This is a genomic window from Burkholderia cepacia ATCC 25416 (genome assembly GCF_001411495.1).
GTDB classification, from domain to species: Bacteria; Pseudomonadota; Gammaproteobacteria; order Burkholderiales; family Burkholderiaceae; genus Burkholderia; species Burkholderia cepacia.
The window spans coordinates 1,104,069-1,126,320 of the sequence record NZ_CP012983.1; the positions used below are offsets into that span (position 1 = coordinate 1,104,069).

The following is a 22,252-nucleotide window of genomic DNA, read 5'->3' on the forward strand; positions in this document are numbered from 1 at the left end:
GTCGCGTATGTCACGTGTATGGCGCTGTTGCTGGCCGGACGCGTCGCGCTGGCCGGCACCGTCGATGCCGCGCAGTACGACACGTTCTGGTTGTGGGCGGGCGTGAAACCGCAGGCGGTCGTGCGCGGCGCCCGCGCCGTCTACGTGCTGCAAGGGCAGATCGAGGCATCGCCGCGGGACGAGTCGCAAGTACGCGTCATCGCGCAGGGCGTCGCGCTGCCACCCGCGCCGCATGCGCGCGTGTGGCTCGTCTATCGTGCGCATACGCTGCGCTGGACGCCGCGCGTCACGCAGATCATGCTCGCGCAACTCGAACGCTGGCGCGCGTCGGGTCGCACGATCACCGGTATCCAGATCGACTTCGATGCACGCACGCGCCACCTGCAGGACTACCTCGAATTCCTGCGGACGCTGCGCGAGACGCTGCCCGCCGATTGCCGGCTGAGCATCACGGGGCTGCTCGACTGGAGCAGCCGCATCGATACCGACCAGGTCAACCAGCTCAGGGGAATCGTCGACGAAGTCGTCGTGCAGACCTACCAGGGCCGCCGCACGATCCCCGACTACGCGGACTACCTGCCGCGCGTCGCGCGGCTGCAATTGCCGTTTCGCATCGGCATCATCCAGGGCGGCGAATGGGATGCGCCGCCCTACCTCGCGGCAAACCCGTGGTTCCGCGGTTATGTCGTGTTCCTGCGCAACGCATAGCGGGAAACACGCGACGACGTCGATCGTTCCCGCGCCCCGGATTCATTCCGGGCGCGGCGAACCCGCATCCACGTACACCCACGCGCTGACGCCCGATTCCAGCACCACGCGATCGCGGCGATACGCGTCGACTTCGTAGTCGTCCGCGTGCTGCAGTTCCTCGCGCGTGATCGCGAACACGGTGCCCGTGACGCGGTCGCCCGGTCGGCCGGTATAAGCCACCACCGGATGATGCGTCTTCCCGCTCGTCGCGACCACCTCCTGATCGTCGATCTTCAGCATCGTCATCGCGTAACCGGGCATCGCATCCTCGCGACCGTCGAGCTTGCGGCCGAAGGTGGCGAGCTGCACCGGTTCGAGTTGCAGCGTGCCATAGGAAAAGAGGTGCTCGGAGAAAGTCGGGGCGGTGCTGGACATGATTGAGCTCGACAAAAAACAGGACAAACGAAACGTAACGCAGATCGCCCGCAGGCTTACGCGCCACCCGAGATCGCGCCGCCGAGCCCGGCAAGCGCAATCACGAGCAGCGCACCCGCCGACGAGGCCGTGATCCATCGTTGCTTGCGGTGAATCAGCGGATGGTTGATCGCGGCCATGTAGCCGGTCATGATCGTGAAATCGACCGCGATCCAAAGCACGGCCAGGATGGCCAGGCTCACGCGGGAATCCGGCGTGATGCCGACGAACTGCGGAAAGAATGCGACGAAGAACAGCAGGTCCTTCGGGTTCGCGATGCCGACGAGAAAGCCGCGCACCACACCCGGCAAGCGCCACGCCTGCGACGCCGGTTCGCCTGGCGCGGCACCGTTGGCGCCGCGCGTACGTCCGGCGCGCCATTCGCCGAGCAGCGTCCGGACGGCCAGCACCGCGATGAAGACGCAACCCGCCACGTGCAACCCCGTGAGCAGGCGATCGCTGACGAGCACGACGCCGAACACCATCAGCATCGCCCCCGCGATCATCACGAGGCTCGCGGCATTCGCGCCCACCGCGGTCAGCATGCCCTGGCGGAACCCGCGCCGCGCGACGGTGCCGACCACGAGCATGACGACGGGGCCGGGCGTCGCGATGAGCAGCACGATCGCGGCGAGATAGGCGAACAGCAGCGAGTAATGGAGTGCCATGACAAAAAGTTGTTGGATGGATCGACGCGCGTGCGCGCTACGATGGCATCATCGGGATTCAGCGCGGCGGATTGCACGGTTTTTTGCAGTATGGCGTGCCCGGCCCGCTGCTGAAAAACGGAAAATCCTGTCGAATGACATGAGTTTTATTCATATTCAAGCCCCGTGAAGACCAAACCGCTTCCCCCTGTCTACGCATTGCGCGCATTCGAAAGCGCCGCGCGCACCGGCTCGTTTACGCTTGCCGCCGAGGAACTGAGCCTCACGCAGAGCGCGGTGAGCAAGCACGTCAGGACGCTCGAGGCCTACTTCGGCCGGAAACTGTTCGTCCGGCGCGGGCCCAGGATGACCGTGACGGCGGAAGCGCAGATCTTCGCGTCGGGCCTGCGGCGCGGCTTCCGGCAGATCGAGGAAGCCTGCATGCTGTTCCAGTCGCAACGCGACGTGCTGCGGCTCAAGGCGCCGTCCACGCTCACGATGCGCTGGCTGCTCGACGCGCTGGCCGCCTTTCGCGACACGCGGCCCGCATTCGAGGTGCAGATCGCGAGCGTGTGGATGGATGTCGACACCGTCGATTTCTTCAGCGAATCCTACGATTGCGCGATCCTGCTCGGCACGGGCAAGTTCGGCGAGGCCACGCAGTGCGTGAAGCTGTTCGACGAATGGCTGATTCCGGTGTGCTCGCGTGCGACCGCGACGGTCGCACGCACGAATCCGGCGGCGTGCGAGCTGATCCACCCGTCGCCCGACCGGCGCGACTGGCGCCGCTGGCTCAAGGGCAGCGGGCACGACCTGGACGTGGACATCACGCGCGGGCAGGTGTTCGACATGCTCGAACAGGGCATCGCGGCGGCCATCGCCGGCCACGGCATCTCGATCGGCGATCTCGCGCTGTGCGCGACGGCAATCGACGAGAAGCAGCTCGTGCTGCCGTTCAAGACGGCCGTCAATACCGGCGACGCGTACTACCTCGTCTGGCCGGAAGACTCCGGCAAAGCCGCGCAGGTGCGCGAACTCCTCGCGTTCCTGGAAGGCCGGATGCCGCGCCTGACGTTTCCGGGCATCCGCTTCAACGGGCCGGGCTGAACCCTGCGGCCGGCGAACCGGCCGCCTGGCCGACGGCGCGACGGGGCTGACGGGCGCTACCGGCCACGGTTACCGGGTGCCGCCAGCCCTCCAAACAAAGCGCAGCCCGCCGAAGCGGGCCTGCGCCGAGCGTCACGGTTACGCCTGCACGAAAGCCAGCAGGTCGGCGTTGAGGACGTCCGCGTTGACCGTCAGCATCCCGTGCGAATAGCCCGGATAGGTTTTCAGCGTGCCGTTCTTCAGCAGCTTGATCGACTTCAGCGCGGCATCCGCGATCGGCACGATCTGGTCGTCCTCGCCATGCAGCACGAGCGTCGGGACGGAGATCGACTTCAGGTCTTCGGTCTGGTCCGTTTCCGAAAACGCCTTGATGCCTTCGTAATGCGCTTTGGCGCTGCCTTCCATCCCCTGCCGCCACCAGTTCCGGATGACGCCCTGATGCACGGTTGCACCTTCGCGGTTGAACCCGTAGAACGGGCCGCTCGGTACATCGAGGAAGAACTGCGCGCGATTGTCGGCGAGCGCTTTCCGGAAACCGTCGAACACCTCGAGCGGCAAGCCTTCGGGGTTCGAATCGGTTTTCAGCATCAGCGGCGGCACCGCGCTGACCAGCACCGCCTTCGCGACGCGGCCGGCCGGCTCGCCGTGCTTCGCGACGTAGCGTGCCACTTCGCCGCCGCCGGTCGAATGACCGATATGCACCGCATTGCGCAGGTCGAGCGCTTCGACGACCGCGAACGCATCGGCCGCGTAGTGATCCATGTCGTGGCCGTCCGACACCTGCGCCGACCGGCCGTGGCCGCGCCGGTCGTGCGCAATCACGCGATAGCCCTTCTGGACGAAGAAGAGCATCTGCGCATCCCAGTCGTCGCTCGACAGCGGCCAGCCATGGTGGAACATGATGGGCTGCGCGTCCTTCGGGCCCCAGTCCTTGTAGAAAATCTCGACGTGATCCTTCGTTGTGACGTATGGCATCGCGATGCTCCTGTGACGTGGATGAACATGGCACACTGGCCGGGAGCCATTATCGGACAGTATTGTCAAACGATGACGCCACGATGCAAGCGGCCGTAAACAATCCGACCAACGTGCCCCCCTCCCCCGCCCGAAGGGCGAACGATGGCGCTGCGTCAACTGTATAAGGCTGGACTGGACCGAACAGACAGCGTCAGATCGTCTGACTCGGTTCGGCCAAGAACGGTCGATCGACACGGCGCCTAGATCGCTGACAATCGGGGCGCATTCACCAAATTGGTAGTTGCGGTCCTGAACGCTCCGGTACGTAGAATTTTGAATATCACGTGGTGGCGCACGCATAACTACCTAGCCCAATAGTTGCGTAGGCCGTCCGATGCTGACTCATGCTAGTCTCCGAAGACGAAAGGGAGGCTTTCATGCAACGAACGATCGCGTACCGCGGCTTCGAGATTCAGGTCGAATTGACTCCGGCTGCTGATGAGGACACCTTTGACGTGACCTTTCAGATTAAAGGCGCCACAAACCTCGAAGTGCTCGGCGCGCGGGGAGGCCGCATCTCGTTGCGCAACGGCCCTTTTACTGAGCGATGGGCCTATCTGGTAGCCGAAATCGCCGGCCAAGCTGCTATCGACGTGTTACTCGGTCCCGTCGACTGATTCCATGTTTGTTTCCCGATGCAATACTCTCAGTGATCGCATAGGGGACGGCGCTATTGCACTGGCTATATCAGCGATGTGGGTTTGCCGCCCGTTGCGGCGCCGATGGATTTCGCGGGGTGGTTCGAAGCCTATGTGGGCGGTAGCTGGCCGACCTTCGATCCGCGAAACAACGCGCCGCGTATTGGACGTGTTTTGATGGCATACGGGCGCGATGCCGCGGATGTCGCGATCAGCAATGCATTCGGGGCCGCCGTGCTAACGCACTTCAAGGTGCACTGCGACCAGTAAGGACCGAGCTACGATCCTGCCGACGCTGAGCCGGCGCGGAAATGTACGGATAGGATGCGTCGCGTGGCAACGTCGCCGTTCGAATCGAACGGTGAATTGCGCAGAGCTGAGCGTTCGTGGCGCAACGTCCTAAGACTGGTCAAAGCATTGAGCCCCCCCCAGCGGCCGCTTTGGAGAAGGTTGAATGCCCGTTGTGGGTCGATCACGGCCCTTGATGAAGTGACGGTGAACAGGCCCATCAGGAACGACGACGGACCCATCACCGACACCGTGACCAGCATCAGGTTGCGCCGAGCGTGCCGCAGATCACCGCGCCGAGCGGACGGGCCGCGGGTCCCGCCCAGAAGCTCACCAGCGACGCGGTCGGGTCGAGCGACGGAAAGAACAGCTTCGGAGATCGTCGCCGCGACGACACCGTACAACGCGAAGTCGAACCATTCCAGCGCCGTGCCGAAGGTGGCGCGCGCCACCGCGCGACGGACCATCAGGTGAGCCTGGGGGGGGCGCTCGGGCACAGTTCGAGCGCCGATTGTGGGCGCGATCGGCAGGCCAGCCACGCCACGGCCCGCGAAGACGATCCGATAGCGCTGCCCCTTGCTCGCCATAACGTGAAATCTCTCGATGCGCTGGGGCGGCTAGATGACCAAACGACCCTACTGGCGGCAATCAAAAGCTTTTGGTCAGGCCTACCCCCAAGGTACGGCCGCGACCGACCGAAACCAGTTGCATGCCGGAGTACAGGCTGCCGAAGGTTTCATAGCGTTTGTCGAAAAGATTCCGGCCGAACAGATAGACTTCGAGATCCTTGTTTTTCCATCCAATCTGGGCATTCACAAGGCTATAGGCATCAAGGTAATAAGATTTGTCGATATCCGCGGTGCGCTTGCCTGTGTATTGGTATTGAAGGTCGGCGGAGAGCTTGCCCGGCAAATGAATCGCCTTGGCTGAGGTTTCGTATTGCAGCCCGGCCGTCGCCGTCCATTTCGGTGTGTTCGGAACAGGATTGCCAGTGACCGTATTGACCGCGGCGCCGTTGGCTCCGAGTTCGCTATGGATGTAGCCGACGCCCCCGGAGAAGCTCAAGCCTTCAGCGATGAGCGCGCGCGCCTGCAATTCGAAACCACTGGTCTTGTAGTCCTGATATGTTGTCCGAAAGGCGCCAAGCGAAGGATCGAGATAGGACATGACACCGTTCTTGATGTCGTTGTGATAGACGCTGGCATCGATCTGAAGACGATGGCTAAGAAGATCGGCCTTGACGCCCGCTTCGTAAGTCCACCCCAAAGCGGCCGGATAGGGGTTGCCCACGATGCCATCGACAGGATAGCTAAAGAGCGGGTACACCCGTGACGCGTGACCACGAGCAACCGACACGTAGCTTTGAATGTCGTTCGTCCACTTGAAGGATAGTGCTACCCGACCTGTCGGATAGGTTTGCGACGTTGAGTTGGAGCCGGTCAGCGAAGCGAGGCCCAGGGAGTTGCCCTGCTTCATCTCGATATTGTCATGGCTTACCCGGCCGCCGATCGAGAACTCCCAGCGGTTCGCAAAGGGGATCGAAACGTCCCCGAACAGTCCTAGGTTGGTCGTATCGAGATTGCTTTTCATCGCGACTGAGCCGGAATACGGAGGCGGCGCGCACTGCGTACTGCTGCACCAGCGTATGCCGTTGGTTCGCATGGCACTGGCACCGACGACCCAGCGAACCGGGGCACCCTCGAGTGAATTCAGCCGAATCTCCTGGCTGAAGATGTTCTCCTGATCCGTTGAGTGGCCCACGTTACTGGATGCGGGGAACCCGATCGCGTCATAGACAAGTTTGTCCACGAGATCGAGTTCGCTTTCCAGCTTGTTGTGCTGGTAGGAACTGATGGAAGTGAGCTGGAAATTCTTGAAAAAATGCTCGACGGTCACGGTGGCGCCCGCTTGCGTTGTCTTCAAGTCCGGCTCGGTCAGGATGCCACTGGTCGGAAACTGACTGGCGCTACGCAGGACATAGAGCGGGGAGTTAGCCTGATCATGCAGATAGTTACCCGTCACTGTGATGATCGTGTCGTCCAGCCCCGTGAAGCGTAGTCCTCCACGGAATGCACCGATGTCGCGCTTGCCCAGCTTGTCGGTGTAACGGCTACTGATATCGCCATTCTCATGGCCGTAACGGATCGCCATCCGTCCGTCAAGTTGTCCGGGCACGATATTGCCGCCAAGAACTGCCTCGCCCATGCGATAGCCGTGTTCGCCGACCTCGGTTGTCACGTGAACATCCCGAGTTCCGTCAGGCTGCTTCGTGACAACGTTGATAGCGCCACCCAGTGCATTGGTTCCCCATAGCGTGCCTTGGGGACCGCGCAGCACTTCGATATGGTCGACGTCGAGCAACATGTTCGACGCGCTCATCATGCTGTTCGGCACACCATCGACATTGAATGCGATCGTGCCATCGGAGTAGTTGGCAGGCGTCCCAAGTGAACTGACACCGCGAATTGAGAACCACTGGGAGCCTGTGGCGCGGCTGACCCATTGCACATTGGGCGCATGGCCGGCGATAGCCACACCTGGATCGAAGGGCGATTCCTTCAGGGTCTTCGCCTGCAGAACCGTGATGCTTTCAGGCACATCCTGAAGGCGTTCGGTCGTTTTCCGGGCGGTGACCGTGACGGGCTCGAGGACCGTGCTCTCTGCGCTCGATGCCGACGTACCGCTATCCGGCGACTCAGTGGTTGATTGCGCTTGCTTTCCTTCGGTAGCGAACACGTCTGGAGCAGCGACGGCGACGGCTGCGGCAATCGTTGCGTTGAGCAATGTATGTCGGACGGTACGGACGACACGCAAGCCACACGCCGGGAGCCCTTCGCGCATCGCATCGATCGAGCCTGAACTTCTGCCAAGGGATTGATGAAAGGGAGAGCGATGTACCGCACATTGCCCTTCAATATGAGGCGTGTTAGACATTAAACGAGACTCATTTGCATTATCGGGATCGTCAATTTACCGATTCGCCGACACACCTCCGTAGCGAGATTTGGCCAATTCCTTGTTCAATCAGGCCAAGTGTATGTCTTTCCATCGAGATGGCCGTATTGCGAAATAAATTGACTAGATTTCGCAATGTAGAAGTGTGGCTGCACGGGTAGGCTGCGCCTCATCGTGGCCTGCCATGCCTGTTCTCTGGCCGGCCGAGAACTTCGTCCTTCCCGAGGAATACCTGTGCACTCACATATCATCGGTAGATCGGCCATGCGCGGCCGTTCAAGCGCCATTTCGATCCCCTTTGCTCGAGCGGGGCGCGCATGAGCACCGCCGCTATCTCCCGTACCAAACCCATTGTCATAAGCGTTGTTGGGCTGGTCGTGGTCTTCGGCCTGCTGTATGCCTGGCGCGCTGTTCGAAGCGGCGGCGCAGAACAACAGGCCATGCCGCCGATGCCTGTCTCGACGATCCGCGCAGAGCCTCGCAGTGTGGCCGACGAGTGGCAGGCCGTTGGCAGCCTGCAAGCCGTGCATGACGTGCTGCTGGCTCCCGATACCTCGGGGCGGGTGACCGCCGTCAATTTCGACGCAGGCCAGTCCGTGAAGGAAGGGGCGGTGCTGATTCAGCTCTACGATGCCCCCGAACAAGCGGATCGTGCCGCTGCCGTGGCCAAAGCCGATTTCGCCCAGTTGCAACTCAGGCGTTCGCAAGCGTTGGCGCCTACCGGCGCGGAACCGCGCGAATTGCTCGAACAACATAAGGCGGACGCTGCCCAGACTGCCGCGGCAGTCCGGCAACTGGACGCACGCATTCAGCAAAAGTCGATTCGCGCGCCGTTCTCCGGTCAGTTAGGTATCCGGCGGATCAACCTGGGTCAGTATCTCAATGCCGGTGACGCGATCGCCACGCTGACCCAGCTCGATCCGCTCTATGTCAACTTCACGTTGCCGCAGCAGGATATGCCCAGGCTGACGTCGGGCGCACCGGTTCAGGTAACGGTGGATGCTGTGCCGGGGCGGGTATTCACCGCCAGGATCAGCGCCATCGAACCGCGTATCGATGGAGAAACCCGCAATGTGGCCGTTCAGGCACTGTTGCCCAATACCGACCGGTTGCTGAAACCCGGCATGTATGTGACGGCGCGGCTGGTATTGCCCGCCACGACGGACAATATCGTATTGCCGCTGACGGCGATCCAGACTTCGGCCTCCGGTGACAGCGTGGTGGTCGTGAAAGGGGCCGACGCGCAGGGAGTCGGCAAGGCGGTTGCCGTGCCGGTCATCACCGGCCGCCGGCTCGGGGAGGAGGTTCTGGTATCCCAAGGCATCAAGCCTGGCGACATCGTGGTGATGGCTGGCCAGAACCGTCTTCCGCCCGGTGCGACCGTAAAAATCAACGGCACGCCCCCTTCGGCAACGGCGACACCTGACGCCCCGGCCGTTGTGTCCTCCAGCGCCAGCGCGCGGTAAAGGAAACCACGCCATGCGCTTTACAGACATCTTCATCCGTCGACCCATCCTGGCACTGGTCGTCAGCCTGCTCATTCTGTTGATGGGCGCCACGTCGATTTTCCTGTTGCCTGTGCGGCAATACCCCTATCTCGAAAACGCCACCATCACGGTCAGTACCACGCTTCCGGGGGCAACCCAGGACGTGATGCAGGGTTTCGTGACCACGCCGATCGCGCAGTCCATCGCCACGGCCAGCGGCATTGAATACCTGAGTTCGACTACCACGCAAGGCAAGAGCGAGATCAAGGCGCGATTGGTGCTCAACGCCAACGCCGATCGAGCGATGACCGAAATCCTTGCCAAGGTGCAGCAGGTCAAGTACCAGTTGCCGGCAGGCATCACCGATCCGGTCATCAGCAAGTCCACCGAGGGCGGTACAGCCGTGCAATACATCGCCTTCTACAGCAAGACGCTGTCGATCCCGCAAGTGACGGATTTCGCGTCGCGGGTTGCGCAACCTCTGCTCACCAGCATTCCGGGGGTGGCCTCGGCGGACGTCTATGGCGGCCAGACGCTGGCCATGCGCATCTGGATCGACCCGGTGAGGTTGGCCGCGCGCGGGCTGTCGGCCGGCGAGATATCGGCCGCGCTGCGCGCCAACAACGTGCAGGCCGCGCCGGGCCAGCTCAAGAGCGCGCTGACCGTCACCAACATCAGCGCGGCCACCGATTTGCGCAGCGTCGAGGACTTCCGCCAGATGGTCGTGAAGTCGAGCGCCGGCGGAGGCGTCGTGCGGTTGTCAGATGTCGCCACCGTGGAAATAGGTGGCCAAAACTACAATAGCCTCTCGTTCGCCACCGGCATACCCGCGATATTCGTCGCCATCCAGCCGACGCCGGCCGGGAATCCACTGGAGATCGTCAAGCAGGCCAACGAACTGCTGACCAGGATTCGTGCAATGGCGCCCCCAGGACTGACGGTAGCGCCGAACTACAATGTCGCGCGCTTCGTCAATGCTTCGATCGAGGAAGTCAAACACACGCTGGTGGAAGCCATCGTGATCGTGATCGCGGTGATCTTCCTGTTCCTCGGCACGTTCCGCGCGGTGATCATTCCGGTCGTCACCATTCCGTTGTCGCTGGTCGGTACCGCTGCGTTGATGCTGGTCTGCGGTTTTTCGATCAACCTGTTGACCCTGCTGGCGATGGTGCTGGCGATCGGTCTGGTGGTAGACGATGCCATCGTCGTGGTGGAGAACATCCATCGACACATTGAGGAGGGGCTGACACCTGTGCGCGCGGCCCTGCTCGGCGCACGCGAAATCGTCGGGCCGGTGATCGCCATGACTATCACATTGGCGGCGGTCTATGCGCCAATCGGCATGATGGGTGGACTGACCGGCGCGCTGTTCAAGGAGTTCGCCTTCACATTGGCCGGCTCGGTCATCGTCTCGGGAGTAGTCGCGCTGACGCTCTCGCCGGTGATGAGCTCGATGCTGCTCAGTTCCAGGCAGGGCGAGGGACGGCTGGCGAAGCGGGTCGAGCACTACATGGAAGGGCTGACGGCGTTCTATGGGCGCCTGCTGGCCCGCACGCTAGCCGCTCGCGGTGCGGTGCTGCTGGTCGGTGTGGCCGTGCTGGCCGCCATCGCGGTGCTGTTCACCGGCACTCGCCGCGAATTGGCGCCGACCGAGGATCAAGGCGCCGTCATCGTCGTCACCAAGGCCCCGCAATATGCGGGCGTCGGCTACACCGCCCGCTATGCTCAGCAGATCGAAAAGCTGTTCGAGCAGATTCCCGAGTTCGACAGCAGCTTCATGAACATCGGCGACTCCGCCGGTGGCCAGAACATGATGCTGGGTGGCGCGATCCTCAAGGACTGGTCGAAACGCAAGCGGTCGGCCACCGAGATCCAGGGGCAGATTCAAGCCGCCGGCGGCGCCATCGACGGCGAGACGTTGACCGCCGTGCAGTTGCCCCCGCTACCGGGTTCCAGCGGCGGCCTGCCGGTGCAGATGGTGCTGCGCTCGCCCGACGACTTCAAGACGCTGTACGAGACCGGCGAGAAGATCAAGGCAGCGGCCTATGCCAGCGGTCTGTTCCTCTACGTGCAGAACGACCTGTCCTACGACAGCCCGCAGGCGCACATCACGATCGACAATGCGAAGGCCAGCGAAATGGGGGTGACCATGCAGTCTGTCGCCGATACCCTTGCCGTGCTGGTCGGCGAAAACTACGTCAATCGCTTCAACTTCCACGACCGCTCCTATGACGTGATTCCGCAAGTGCGCGGCGCCGAGCGTATGACACCGGAAGACCTCGGGCGTTTCTATGTCAAAACGACCTCCGGCGCACTGGTGCCATTGTCAACCGTGACGCATGTCGAGATGCGCCCGCAAGCGAACCAGCTCACCCAGTTCGGCCAGATGAATTCGACCACGCTCGAAATGCTGCCGGCGCCGGGCGTGAGCATGGGCGAGGCTGTGAAGTTCCTGCAATCGCAGCCGCTGCCGCCCGGCACCAGTGTGGACTGGCTCAGCGACAGCCGCCAGTTCGTGCAGGAAGGCAACCGTCTGCTGATCTCATTCTGCTTCGCGCTGGTGGTGATCTTCCTGGTGCTGGCGGCGCAATTCGAGAGCCTGCGCGATCCGCTGGTGATCCTGGTGACGGTGCCGCTGGCGGTTTGCGGCGCACTGGTGCCGCTGTGGCTGGGCTTTGCCACGCTCAATATCTACACCCAGATCGGATTGGTCACCTTGATCGGCCTGATCTCCAAGCACGGCATCCTGATGGTCACTTTCGCCAACCATATCCAGCACCACGAAAACCTGAGCCGCATCGAGGCGATCGAGAAGGCCGCGGCGGTGCGGATGCGTCCCGTGCTGATGACCACCGCGGCAATGGTCGCCGGCCTTGTGCCGCTGTTGTTTGCAGACGGCGCAGGCTCGGCCAGCCGGTTCTCCATCGGCATCGTGGTGGTGATGGGCATGATGGTCGGCACCTTCTTCACGCTGTTCGTACTACCCACCATCTACAGCTTCATTGCCAAGGATCACCGGGTAACAGCGGAAAGTTCTCGCGCCCGCGAACTCGCTACTGCGGAGGCTCCCGATGTCGCCCTTTAAACCGGTTCCTGCGATGCCTGTTGTGTCGCGTCCGGCGACGCTTCCCTCTCCGCGCGCTGCCTTCATGGCAGTGGCCGTTGCCGTTATCACCGCAGGTTGCGCCAGCGGCCCCGATTACCACGCGCCGGCCTTACCGGAAACCGCTGCAGGCCCCTTCGTCAGTCGCCCATCCAATACGGATGTTGCCGAAGCACTGCCCGCGAACTGGTGGAAGCTGTATGACGACCCCGCGCTCGACAAGCTGGTGCAGGAAGCCTTGTCGGCCAATCCCAACCTGCGCGTGGCGATGGCCAACCTCGATCGCGCGCGGGCCATCTACACGGAAGCGCGCAGCGGGCAATTCCCTTCGACCAGTATGTCAGGAGGCGTGGGATACGGGCGCGATCAGACCACGTGGTCCGGCACCGGCCAGGCCCCCGCGCAATGGAGCTACAGCGCGGGCCTCGACGTCTCCTATGAACTCGATCTGTTCGGTCGGGTCAGGCGCGACATCGAGGCTGCTCGCGACGACACCGATGCAGTCGCCGCCGCCTACGATGCCGCCAGGGTCGTTGTTGTTGCGGAGACGACGCGGGCCTATGTGGACGCCTGCAGCTACGGTGAGTCCATCGGCGTGGCGCGCTCGTCCGTCGAACTGGCCCAGCGCAGCCTGGATCTCATCGACAGACAGGCGCACGCGGGCTCGGCGTCGCATCTGGATGTGGAACGGGCTGGCGTCACGCTGGCCCAGGCACAGTCCGCATTGCCGCCCTTGCAAGGCCAGCGCGAAGCCGCACTGTTCGAGCTGGCCGCGTTGACGGGGCGCACGCCCTCGCAAGTGCCGGAACCGGCGCGTGACTGCACCAAGGCGCCCGAGATTTCCGGTGCGTTGCCGGTCGGCGATGGCACTGCGCTGCTGCGTCGTCGCCCCGACGTGCGTCAGGCCGAGCGCCAACTGGCGGCGGATACCGCCCGCATCGGCGTGGCCGTGGCGGATCTCTATCCGCGTGTCACGCTGGGAGCTTCGGGTAACTACCTGCGCAACGACTACCTGAAAGGCAATCGCACCTTGTCCTTCTCTTTTGGGCCACTCATCTCGTGGACGTTCCCCAACATGATGGTGGCTCGCAGTCGCATTGCGCAGGCGAAGGCACAAAGCGCGGCGTCGCTGGCCAGCTTCGACGGTGCCGTGCTGAATGCACTGAAGGAGTCGGAGCAATCGTTGAGCGCCTATGGCGCGGCGATGCAGCAGCGCGATGCGCTGGTAGAGGCGCGTAACCGTGCCGAGAATGCCTTCCGGCTGGCCGACCAGCGCTACCGCGCCGGCTCCATCAGCTACCTCGACGTGATCGTGGCACAGACCAGTCTGATCGACGCGAAAGCCCAGGTGGCCGCTGCTGACCAGCGAGTCGGTTCTGCGCGAGTCAGCGTATTCAAGGCGCTTGGCGGTGGCTGGGAACAGGCCAGTACGCAGTAATGCTGAGGGCATCGGCGCGTGAGCGATCTCACCGTCGCGCCGATGTCTGATGCCAACCATTAGCCACGCGGCTCCGCGTTGTCGCGAACAACCGGAAGTTCTGCATAGCGAAGGAATACGGATATGGACCCGCACGACGACCCGCCTCGGATCATTGACCTGATTACATCATTCGGTAGCAAGAGCCTGCCGTCTGGCAAACACACGATGAAGCACACCACATCAGCCTGTCCCGCGACCACACCGCCGATGTCGTCTCAGGAACAACGATTGGCGGCCAGCCGACTGCGACCGACGATCGCTCGTACCCGTGTCCTGTCCGTACTGGAACAGGCGGCGCCGCGCTGTCTCGATGCCAGTCAAATGTATCGCATCCTCTGCACGCAACTTGACAGCCTCAAACCGGCCTCGATCTACCGTGCGCTGAATGATTTATGGACCTCCGGCTTGCTGGTCCGTACGGAGGGCGCACAAGGCCGCGCACTCTACGCGCTCAAGCCGGACAGGAAGAACCTTCAGAACGACACCGTGCGCTGCCACTGTGGCGCGCGATTGGTTTTTATTGAGGATCGGGCATTGCACGAGCATCTCCGATCACTGGCGACCAAGGAAGGCTTCGATCTCGACAACGAGCCAGCTTTTACCATCACCGTGACGTGTGCGGAATGTCGGCCGTTCCGCAGGAGAAGAGAATAGGTGACCTTAAACCGAGGTCGCCCGATCTGACAGCGCCTCGCCGCTTTTTGCTGCCAAGCCACCATGCTCGGTGGACGACGGCACGCTCCACTCAAGGTGAGACTTAATCGGGAAGCACGATGCCGCGTACGGCATCAGACTGCGCGTTTGTCGTTCGATCGGAAAGGTATCGTGCTGGCGGCTTGCCTACCGCCTTGCGGAACATGGTGATGAACCCGCTGGCATTTTCGTAGCCCAGTTCCAGCGCCACCGTTTGCACGCTTTCGCCGATGGTCAGGCGTTGAAGCGCAAGGATCACATGCAGTTGCCGGCGCCAGCGTCCGAAGCTCATGCCGATTTCGTGCAGCAGAAGCCGGCTCATGCTTCGCTCGCTCATGCCAATGCGGGTGGCCCAATCGCTCTTTGAGGTTTTGTCGGTAGGATCGGCCAACAGCATTTCCGCGAGTCGGCGCAATCGCGGATCACGCGGCATCGGCAAATGCAGGTCTTCTACCGGAGCCGCCGCCAACTCATCCAGCAACGCGGCAATCAGTCGGTCTTCCCGGCCGCCCGACGGGTATGACGCGGGGAAGCCGGCCACCTTCAGAAGCAACTCGCGCAGCAATGGCGAGACGGAGATCGTGCAGCAGGTTTTTGGAAGATCCGGTGCGGCATCAGGCTCCACGAACAGGCAATGACATTCGGTTTCACCGGATCCCCGTGCCGAGTGGGGCAAGTCTCCCGGTATCCATACCGCGCATTGCGGCGGCACGATCCAGACACCGTTTTCGATTTCGCAGTTGAGGATGCCACGGACGGAGTAAAGCAGTTGCGCCCTGCGGTGCCGATGCCTCGCATGTTCCCAGCCCTTGGCTACCGACATGGCACTCAGGGCGACAACGGGCCGGGGCAGGTTATCCACGTCCTTGGCCACGGCCGGATCGGTGATGGCAATGCTTGACATGATGCGTATCGGGCTTCGGATCCAAGATGAGGCGCTGGCCTAATTGAAAAATATTATGGCCAACTTGTGCAATGACGTCCAGTCATTCCGCCGGTATCGTGTGATTGACCATGCTGGTCGTTCTGCTCGCCAGGGCTATTGCGCTGCCGGTCCGGAGGGGTATCCCATTTTTCTTGACGAAGTGGGACTGCCAGCTATTTCCCGTGATGCGCCGAAGGAGTATTGGCATGTTGATTGACGCCTCGAAGTTCCCCTTGGTCTGGATGCGACTAAACGCACCAGGCACCGACCCCACAGTCTCGCCTTTTGCCGAGTTCGAGGGATTGCTCGCACGGAAGGAAGTTTTCGTCTTACTCAACGACGAGGGGCTTGATAAAGGCGAACACGAACATTCGCCGGAAGAAAGGAAGCAAACCTCGCTTTGGATGAAACGCCACAAGAGCGAATTGCGGACCTTCGTCAAGGCAGGGATCTACATCGAACCGAATACCGCCAAGCGACTGGCGACCAAGGCGTTCGCTTTGGTGTACGAAAAATTTTGGGGCTATCCCATGCTCACGGTTGCGACGAAAGACGAGGCGCTGGCCCTGGCGCGGAGGTTGTTGCTGGGCGAGCAAACGGATGCATGGTCGCACTAGGCCCGACTAATGAGGTCGGTCGGAATCTGGAGGCCGGCGCGTTAAGAGGCGGTACGAGCACCGAAGAAATGAGGCAGGTCAATGGCATCGAAAACGGTCGAAACCCGGCGCTCCGTCTCCGTCGGCAGCAAGATTCGCTTGCTGCGCCAGCGCCAGGGTCGCACGTTGGACGACGTCGCGACCGTCTCGCAGCTTTCCAAGCCCTTTCTTTCGCAGGTCGAGCGAGATCACGCCAGCCCGTCGATCACTTCGCTCGCGAGCATCGCGAAAGCGCTGGGCGTGTCCGCCAGCTATTTCATCGATACGCCGACCGAGGAAAGTTGCGTGCGACGCCGTAAGGATCTGCGGTACTTCGCCTTCGCCGATTCCGCCGATCTGCTCGCGCGCCTGTCGATTCGGCCGGGCGACCGCCAACTCGAAGCGATTCTCGTGCGCATGTCGCCCGGCGAGCGGCCAGGCAAAGGAACCACGCACGCGTGCGAGGAATTCGTGCATGTGCTCAGCGGTGAAGTGACGATCACGCTGGAAGGCAAAACGTTCGTGCTCGGCGTGGGTGACAGCGCGCACTATGAATCGACAATTCCGCCTATCTGGACCAACACGCGCGACGACGAAGCCGTGCTGGTCTGGGTCGGCACGCCACGGCTGCTTTGACCGGCGCGCGGCGCGCACATGGACGCGCGGCGACTTTTGTGAGGCCGTAGACGTTTTTCGTGCCCCACCATCGCTTCCGCCCCCCCTCCGATCCGTACTTCGACTCCTTTCCCCCGTCGAACGGCGTTTCCGGCCGGAGTGCTCCGTTACCTGCCCTTACGCTGTTGGCACGGCGACCGGCTGGAGTGGGTCGATCTGCGCCGGTCATCCGTCACGGAGCGGCCGGCCCCATTCGATCAGGAAGCGACATCATGGTGACGCCTGATCCTACGTTCGTAGATCCGTTCACTGCGAAAAGCGGCCGTCCGTGCCTCGCTGAGACGAAAGTCCGCAAAGCCGACTTGCTCGATGCCGCTATGCCGGCAGAAGACCCGCAATGCGATAACTTTCAATTAACCCGTCATAGACAGAAATATCGGAGCGACTCCTGGCAATGAGCTGAGCGCCAGCGACGGCGGCGTAGATGGCGCGAGCACGCCGTTCGCTATCGTCGGCGCTGACCACGGCCGCGTCGGACAGCACCTTGCTCAGCCACGCAACATTCACATCGGCAAAAGTCTGGACCTCTTTCGTCACCGTTTCCGGCAAGTCATCGGATTCGGCTGCCATGAAGCTGCACAGGCATATGCGATTGCCATGCTCAAGCGCCTTGCGAAACGTATCGGGATAGCGGCGCAGGCAATCGATCGGATTTGCGGATTCGGCCAAAATCGCATCCAGCGCAGCTGCCGATTCCTCCCAATACCGCCTCGCCACCGCTGCGCCAAGATCGGCCTTGCTTGCGAAGTGGTGGTAGATGCTCGCGGCCTTGATGCCGACAGCTTCAGCGAGATCACGAAAGTTCAGCCCGCTGTAGCCGTGCGCCTGGGCAATCTTTGTGGCGGCCACCAGGATTCGCTCCCTGGAACTCAGGCCTGACTCGTTCTTCACTCTGCTACCGCCTCCACGGCCGTTGACATCCGCAATTATACCTTCTACCGTAAACCTAACGAACGTTAGGTAGATGTAGATATCCACTCCCCATATCATCCGACCCTGTGTGACAAACCGCATAGAGAGGCACGCATGGCTTTCAGCACCACCGATTTCGACGTAACCCAACTCCCGATCATGACGATTTACGATTTCCCCAAAGGCCCCTATCCGACACGCGTCCGTATCGCCCTGGCCGAGAAAGGTCTGCGATCGCGCGTCGAGTTCGTGATGGTCGACCTTTACAAGGGGGAGCACAAAAGGCCCGAGTTCATCTCCGAGAAAAACTACTCGGGAACGCTGCCGGTCCTCGAACTAAACGACGGAACGTGCATCGCCGAATGCACAGCCATTACCGAATACCTCGATACGCTCGATGGCGCACCCACGCTGACCGGCAGGACACCACTCGAAAAAGGCGTGATCCACATGATGAGCAAGCGCGCCGAGCTGGAGTTGCTCGACGCAATCAGTGTCTATTTCCACCATGCCACGCCAGGGTTGGGACCCAACGTCGAGCTCTATCAGAACGCCGAATGGGGGCTTCGTCAGCGCGATAAAGCCCTGAGGGGCATGCACTACTTCAATGACGTCCTGAAAAAGCAGCCGTTTGTCGCTGGGGATGCCTTCTCTATGGCCGACATCACCGTCATCGGCGGTCTCGTCTTTGCGTCAATCGTGAAGTTAACCGTGCCTGCGGAGTGCGGGGCGCTGCTGGATTGGTACACGAGAATGCGGGAACGTCCCAGCGTCAAGAACCAGCCGGCATTCGCCTGAAACAGCAGTCGTGCCCGACCGTCATCGACGGTCGACCAATCCTTGGTTGCAAATCGGGAACGACCTGCCTGCGCAACTTCGACGACTCGTCTACGCGATCGATACCGGATGGCCGCACGACGCCAAACGTTTCGCAGCAGATCGGTCAATCGTAGAGGCGTACTGCGCGCGGTGCTCGCGTAGCAATGCGGAGTGGAAGGACGCGGTCGTGGCACACGGCTTCGCGTACGACCGCCACGGAGGCCGTTCCAGTTGGACAGCGGCCGCTGAGAACCCACCGAGCCGAATGGCAGCTCGGGGGCGATCACGGCCCTGACGAAGCAACAGCGAAGCAATCCCAGACCTGAACTAACGCTGACTAACTGACAGTTCACATCTCGACTTACGCCCTTCAACCATCCGTCGATACCGTCACCGCCTCCCATGCCCGGATTTCCTCGTCCAGCGCCGCGAGTTTGCCGCGCACGAGCCGCAGCGCATCGCTGCCGAGCAGCAGATGGGCCGGCGGATGTTGTGCCGCAACGACGGCGAGTATCGCCCGCGCCGCTTTCACCGGATCACCCGGTTGCTTGCCGCTCTTCTCCTCGCGCGCCTGGCGAATCGGGTCGAAGATCGCGTCGTAATCGGCGATCGAGCGCGGCGTGCGCGACATCGAGCGGCCGGCCCAGTCGGTGCGGAACGAACCCGGCGCCACGGCCGTCACCGCGATGCCGAACGGCTCGAGTTCCTTGCCGGCGGCTTCGGAAATGCCTTCCAGCGCGAACTTGCTGCCGCAGTAGTAAGCGATGCCCGGCATCGTGATGTGGCCGCCCATCGACGTGATGTTGAGGATGCGCCCGCGCCGCCGTTCGCGCATGAACGGGACGACCGCCTTCATCATCGCCACCGCGCCGAATACGTTCACGTCGAACTGCCGGCGCATCTCCGCGAGCGGCGCTTCTTCCATGATCCCTTCGTGCCCGTAGCCGGCGTTGTTCACGAGCACGTCGACAGGCCCGACGTTCGCCTCGATTTCGGCCACGACACCGTCGATGCGATCGAAGTCGGTCACGTCGAGCACCCGCGCGAATGCCCGCGCGGACAGCGCTTCGAAAGCCTGCGCCGCCTGCGCGCTTCTCACGGTGCCGACCACCGTGTGACCTGCGGCAAGCGCCTCCTGCGCGAGCGCGCGGCCGAAGCCGCTGCTGACGCCGGTAATGAGCATGAGGTTTGCGGATGCCATGTGAGCTTCTCCCGTATGTCGATTGGAGCGTGCATACTAGTCTGACGAACCCCGTCGCATAAGCCCGATTCCGCTGATTTTCTTGCACAAAACTATGAGCCCCGAGCCAGTCTCCGCCCGATCCCCATCGCTGCCGCCGCGCGACCGGAAGCGTCTGGTGACGCTGCTGCGCGCGCTGGCACCCGACGAAGGCTACAACCTGACGGCATTGCCGAGCGTGCGCATCCTGCGGTCGAACCGCGCGCTGTCGCGCACGCCGGTGCTGTACGACCCGGGCATCGTGATCGTGTGCCAGGGCTGCAAGCGCGGCTACTTCGGCGGCGAGCGCTATCTGTACGACGAGCATCACTACCTGGCGGTGTCCGTGCCCGTGCCGTTCAGCATGGAAACCGACGCCACGCCCGAGCGCCCGCTGCTCGCGCTGTATCTGCACCTCGATTTCACGATGGCCGCCGAACTCGCGGCACAGATCGACCGCGAAGGCATCGCGGAGCCCGTGCAGGCGCCCAGGAGCATGATGTCGACGCCGATGGATGCAACGATGCACGCGTCGGTACTGCGTTTCGTCGAGGCGATGGGCCGGGCGCTCGATGCCGCGGTGCTGGGCCCGGCGCTGCTGCGCGAGTTGTATTTCCGCGTGCTCACCGGCGCGCAGGGCAGCGCGATGCGCAGCGCGCTGGCGATGCGCGGGCAGTTCGGCCGGATCGGCCGGTCGCTACGCGTGATTCACGCCGATTACGCGCAACCGCTCGACGTGCCGCAACTGGCCGACGCAGCCGGCATGAGCGTGCCGAGCTTTCACAGCCACTTCAAGGCAATCACGCAGGTGTCGCCGATGCAGTACCTGAAGTCGACACGGCTGCATCAGGCGCGGTTGCTGATGGTGCGCGAAGACCTGACGGCGGAGGCGGCCGGCTACGCGGTCGGTTATACGAGCCCGTCGCAGTTCAGCCGCGAATTCAAACGCCTGTTCGGCCTGACGCCGGCGAAGGAAACGCAGCGCATGCGCGAGAGCTTCGCCATTCCGGCGGCATTCGACGATGCGGTGTTCGTGTCGTCGCATTGAATCGGGTACCGCGCCAGGCCCGCGCGCCAATTTCCGTCGACCGCGTCTAGCCCCGCTGCCGATAGATGCGCGCGACGCTCGCGAAGAACGACAGCGCGGCGATCGCGCAGGCCAATGCGAACACGTAGACGGGAAATTGCCGCTCGCCCTCGCCTCCGCCCGCGCCGCTGACGAGCGCAATCACCACGGCAACCAGCGCGGCGCCGATGGACTGACCTGTCGTTCTCGCGGTCGACAGCACGCCGGAAGCGGTGGCCGTGCGGTTCTTCGCCGCGTTGGCGAACATCTCCTTGTTGTTCGGCGGCAGGAAGAAGCCGTACCCAACGCCGCACAGTGCGACGCGCCACATGAAATCCCCGGGGGATGGTTGCGCGGGCAACAGGATCAGCGAACCGATCCCGAGACAAAACATCAGCACGCCGACACTCGACAGCTGCGTCGCATTGAAACGATTCGCCAGTCGCCCGGCAAACGGCGCGCACAGCGCGACCGCGATCGGCCAGGGCGTAAAGACCAGCGCCGATTTCAGCACGCCGTACGCATACGTGTGCTGCAGCACGAACGGCAACGCGACCAGCGCCATGCCCTGCGACACGAACATCGTCACGGACGTCAGCACCGCGAACGTGTATCGGCGCGACCGGAAAATGTCCAGCGGCAACAGCGGATGCCGCGCCCTGGCCTGCCCGACGCAGAATGCCAGCATCAGCACGGCCGCCGCGACGGCAAGCACGAGCACGGTACGGTTGCTCCACCGCCCGATCTGGTCGACGGCGAGCGCAAGGAGGCCGAATGCCGCGGCGGAAGTCACCGCGCCCGGCACGTCGAAGCCGCGCTCCCGATGCGTGTCTTTTCCCAGCGCGACGAACGAGAACGCGATCGCGGCGATCCCGAACGGGAGGTTGATGAAGAACAGCCAGGGCCACGATGCCCACGAGACGATCAGGCCGCCCAATGCAGGGCCGACGGCGGTCCCCACCGCAAATACGAGCGCATTGACACCGAAGATCGTCCCGAGCGAGGCGGGCGGGAAAATCACCCGGTAGAGACCGTAGCCGACGCTGATCAGGATCGCGTAGCTGATGCCCTGCAGGACCCGCATCGCCACCAGCGCACCGAAGGTGGACGCCAGCCCGCAGCCGAGCGACGCGATCGTAAACAACACCAGCCCGATCGTGTAAAAGCGTCGCTCGCCGATTCTCGAGCCGAGCGACGCGCACGTCAGCATCGTCGCCGCACTCGCCACCTGATACCCGTTCGCGACCCAGATGACCGACGCCGCGCTCACGCGCAGGTCGGTCGAGATCGTCGGCAGCGCGATATTGACGATCGCGCTGTCGAGCGCGGACATGAATACGCCGACCAGAATCGCGACGGCCGCAAAATAGCGGCGAGGGATGTCGAATCCTTCGTCGCCGAACGTTTCCGCGATCTCCATGA

20 protein-coding genes and 1 pseudogene are annotated in these 22,252 nt (G+C 62.7%); 12 read left to right on the forward strand and 9 right to left on the reverse strand.

The genetic code is table 11. From position 1 onward, the window contains the following. Positions 1–18 precede the first annotated feature (18 nt). The gene (locus APZ15_RS37140) at positions 19–708 is read left to right on the forward strand and encodes a DUF3142 domain-containing protein (RefSeq protein WP_088611305.1); all 690 of its coding nucleotides are present in this window, start codon (positions 19–21) and stop codon (positions 706–708) included. A 42-nt stretch (positions 709–750) separates the two neighbouring features. Here the strand turns inward: APZ15_RS37140 and APZ15_RS37145 are convergent, their stop codons facing one another. Together APZ15_RS37145 and APZ15_RS37150 are read right to left on the reverse strand one after the other, a co-directional pair. After that, positions 751–1,125 carry a gamma-glutamylcyclotransferase family protein gene (locus APZ15_RS37145; RefSeq protein ID WP_027792423.1) on the reverse strand — a complete coding sequence of 125 codons (375 nt, stop codon included), beginning with the start codon at positions 1,123–1,125 and terminating at the stop codon, positions 751–753. 56 nt (positions 1,126–1,181) lie between these two features. Continuing rightward, complete coding sequence (locus APZ15_RS37150; protein ID WP_027792422.1) at positions 1,182–1,832, reverse strand: LysE family translocator; 651 nt, start codon at positions 1,830–1,832, stop codon at positions 1,182–1,184. A 165-nt stretch (positions 1,833–1,997) separates the two neighbouring features. Here APZ15_RS37150 and APZ15_RS37155 point away from each other — a divergent pair, with 165 nt between their 5' ends. Beyond that, a complete protein-coding gene (locus APZ15_RS37155; RefSeq protein WP_027792421.1) occupies positions 1,998–2,918 on the forward strand; it encodes a LysR substrate-binding domain-containing protein in 921 nt (306 codons plus the stop codon). A gap of 138 nt (positions 2,919–3,056) precedes the next feature. Here APZ15_RS37155 and APZ15_RS37160 read toward each other — a convergent pair whose 3' ends face one another. After that, positions 3,057–3,893 (reverse strand): alpha/beta fold hydrolase, encoded by an 837-nt coding sequence (locus tag APZ15_RS37160; protein ID WP_021157880.1) that lies wholly within the window; start codon positions 3,891–3,893, stop codon positions 3,057–3,059. Positions 3,894–4,312: 419 nt separating this feature from the next. Between APZ15_RS37160 and APZ15_RS37165 the strand changes: the two genes are divergently transcribed. Both APZ15_RS37165 and APZ15_RS42470 read left to right on the forward strand, forming a co-directional pair. Further along, positions 4,313–4,552 (forward strand): hypothetical protein, encoded by a 240-nt coding sequence (locus APZ15_RS37165; RefSeq protein ID WP_027792420.1) that lies wholly within the window; start codon positions 4,313–4,315, stop codon positions 4,550–4,552. Between the two features lie 51 nt (positions 4,553–4,603). Further along, a pseudogene (locus APZ15_RS42470) lies at positions 4,604–4,843 on the forward strand (transglutaminase family protein); the annotation flags it as partial. Positions 4,844–4,851: 8 nt separating this feature from the next. On the opposite strand, the gene APZ15_RS42805 reads toward APZ15_RS42470, so the two are convergent. Next, a complete protein-coding gene (locus APZ15_RS42805; protein WP_027792418.1) occupies positions 4,852–5,448 on the reverse strand; it encodes a hypothetical protein in 597 nt (198 codons plus the stop codon). Positions 5,449–5,509: 61 nt separating this feature from the next. Continuing rightward, positions 5,510–7,795, reverse strand: a complete 2,286-nt coding sequence (locus tag APZ15_RS37180) for a TonB-dependent receptor (protein WP_080981995.1) — start codon at positions 7,793–7,795, stop codon at positions 5,510–5,512. Positions 7,796–8,133: 338 nt separating this feature from the next. Here APZ15_RS37180 and APZ15_RS37185 point away from each other — a divergent pair, with 338 nt between their 5' ends. The 4 genes from APZ15_RS37185 (at position 8,134) to APZ15_RS40475 (ending at position 14,540) form a co-directional block, all read left to right on the forward strand. After that, the gene (locus APZ15_RS37185) at positions 8,134–9,282 is read left to right on the forward strand and encodes an efflux RND transporter periplasmic adaptor subunit (RefSeq protein ID WP_027792416.1); all 1,149 of its coding nucleotides are present in this window, start codon (positions 8,134–8,136) and stop codon (positions 9,280–9,282) included. Between the two features lie 13 nt (positions 9,283–9,295). After that, complete coding sequence (locus APZ15_RS37190) at positions 9,296–12,388, forward strand: efflux RND transporter permease subunit (RefSeq protein ID WP_027792415.1); 3,093 nt, start codon at positions 9,296–9,298, stop codon at positions 12,386–12,388. After that, positions 12,375–13,844, forward strand: coding sequence for an efflux transporter outer membrane subunit (locus APZ15_RS37195; protein ID WP_226153359.1), 1,470 nt, complete (start codon positions 12,375–12,377; stop codon positions 13,842–13,844). The genes APZ15_RS37190 and APZ15_RS37195 overlap by 14 nt, the downstream gene beginning before the upstream one ends. A 123-nt stretch (positions 13,845–13,967) precedes the next feature. Further along, on the forward strand, positions 13,968–14,540 hold the full coding sequence (locus APZ15_RS40475; RefSeq protein ID WP_080981996.1) for a Fur family transcriptional regulator: 573 nt from the start codon (positions 13,968–13,970) through the stop codon (positions 14,538–14,540). Between the two features lie 103 nt (positions 14,541–14,643). Here APZ15_RS40475 and APZ15_RS37205 read toward each other — a convergent pair whose 3' ends face one another. Further along, a complete protein-coding gene (locus tag APZ15_RS37205; RefSeq protein ID WP_027792412.1) occupies positions 14,644–15,483 on the reverse strand; it encodes an AraC family transcriptional regulator in 840 nt (279 codons plus the stop codon). 227 nt (positions 15,484–15,710) lie between these two features. Here APZ15_RS37205 and APZ15_RS37210 point away from each other — a divergent pair, with 227 nt between their 5' ends. Together APZ15_RS37210 and APZ15_RS37215 are read left to right on the forward strand one after the other, a co-directional pair. Then, a complete protein-coding gene (locus tag APZ15_RS37210; RefSeq protein ID WP_027792411.1) occupies positions 15,711–16,121 on the forward strand; it encodes a hypothetical protein in 411 nt (136 codons plus the stop codon). A gap of 81 nt (positions 16,122–16,202) precedes the next feature. Beyond that, positions 16,203–16,775: a cupin domain-containing protein gene (locus tag APZ15_RS37215; RefSeq protein ID WP_027792410.1), complete on the forward strand. Its 573-nt coding sequence runs from the start codon at positions 16,203–16,205 to the stop codon at positions 16,773–16,775. A gap of 354 nt (positions 16,776–17,129) precedes the next feature. Here the strand turns inward: APZ15_RS37215 and APZ15_RS37220 are convergent, their stop codons facing one another. Beyond that, positions 17,130–17,705, reverse strand: coding sequence for a TetR/AcrR family transcriptional regulator (locus tag APZ15_RS37220; RefSeq protein WP_027792409.1), 576 nt, complete (start codon positions 17,703–17,705; stop codon positions 17,130–17,132). A 135-nt stretch (positions 17,706–17,840) separates the two neighbouring features. Between APZ15_RS37220 and APZ15_RS37225 the strand changes: the two genes are divergently transcribed. Further along, the gene (locus APZ15_RS37225) at positions 17,841–18,524 is read left to right on the forward strand and encodes a glutathione S-transferase (protein WP_027792408.1); all 684 of its coding nucleotides are present in this window, start codon (positions 17,841–17,843) and stop codon (positions 18,522–18,524) included. 391 nt (positions 18,525–18,915) lie between these two features. Here APZ15_RS37225 and APZ15_RS37230 read toward each other — a convergent pair whose 3' ends face one another. Further along, the gene (locus APZ15_RS37230; RefSeq protein ID WP_027792407.1) at positions 18,916–19,746 is read right to left on the reverse strand and encodes an oxidoreductase; all 831 of its coding nucleotides are present in this window, start codon (positions 19,744–19,746) and stop codon (positions 18,916–18,918) included. Between the two features lie 94 nt (positions 19,747–19,840). Here APZ15_RS37230 and APZ15_RS37235 point away from each other — a divergent pair, with 94 nt between their 5' ends. Then, on the forward strand, positions 19,841–20,812 hold the full coding sequence (locus APZ15_RS37235; protein ID WP_027792406.1) for an AraC family transcriptional regulator: 972 nt from the start codon (positions 19,841–19,843) through the stop codon (positions 20,810–20,812). A gap of 46 nt (positions 20,813–20,858) precedes the next feature. Here the strand turns inward: APZ15_RS37235 and APZ15_RS37240 are convergent, their stop codons facing one another. Continuing rightward, the gene (locus APZ15_RS37240) at positions 20,859–22,250 is read right to left on the reverse strand and encodes an MFS transporter (RefSeq protein WP_027792405.1); all 1,392 of its coding nucleotides are present in this window, start codon (positions 22,248–22,250) and stop codon (positions 20,859–20,861) included. Positions 22,251–22,252: the final 2 nt, after the last annotated feature.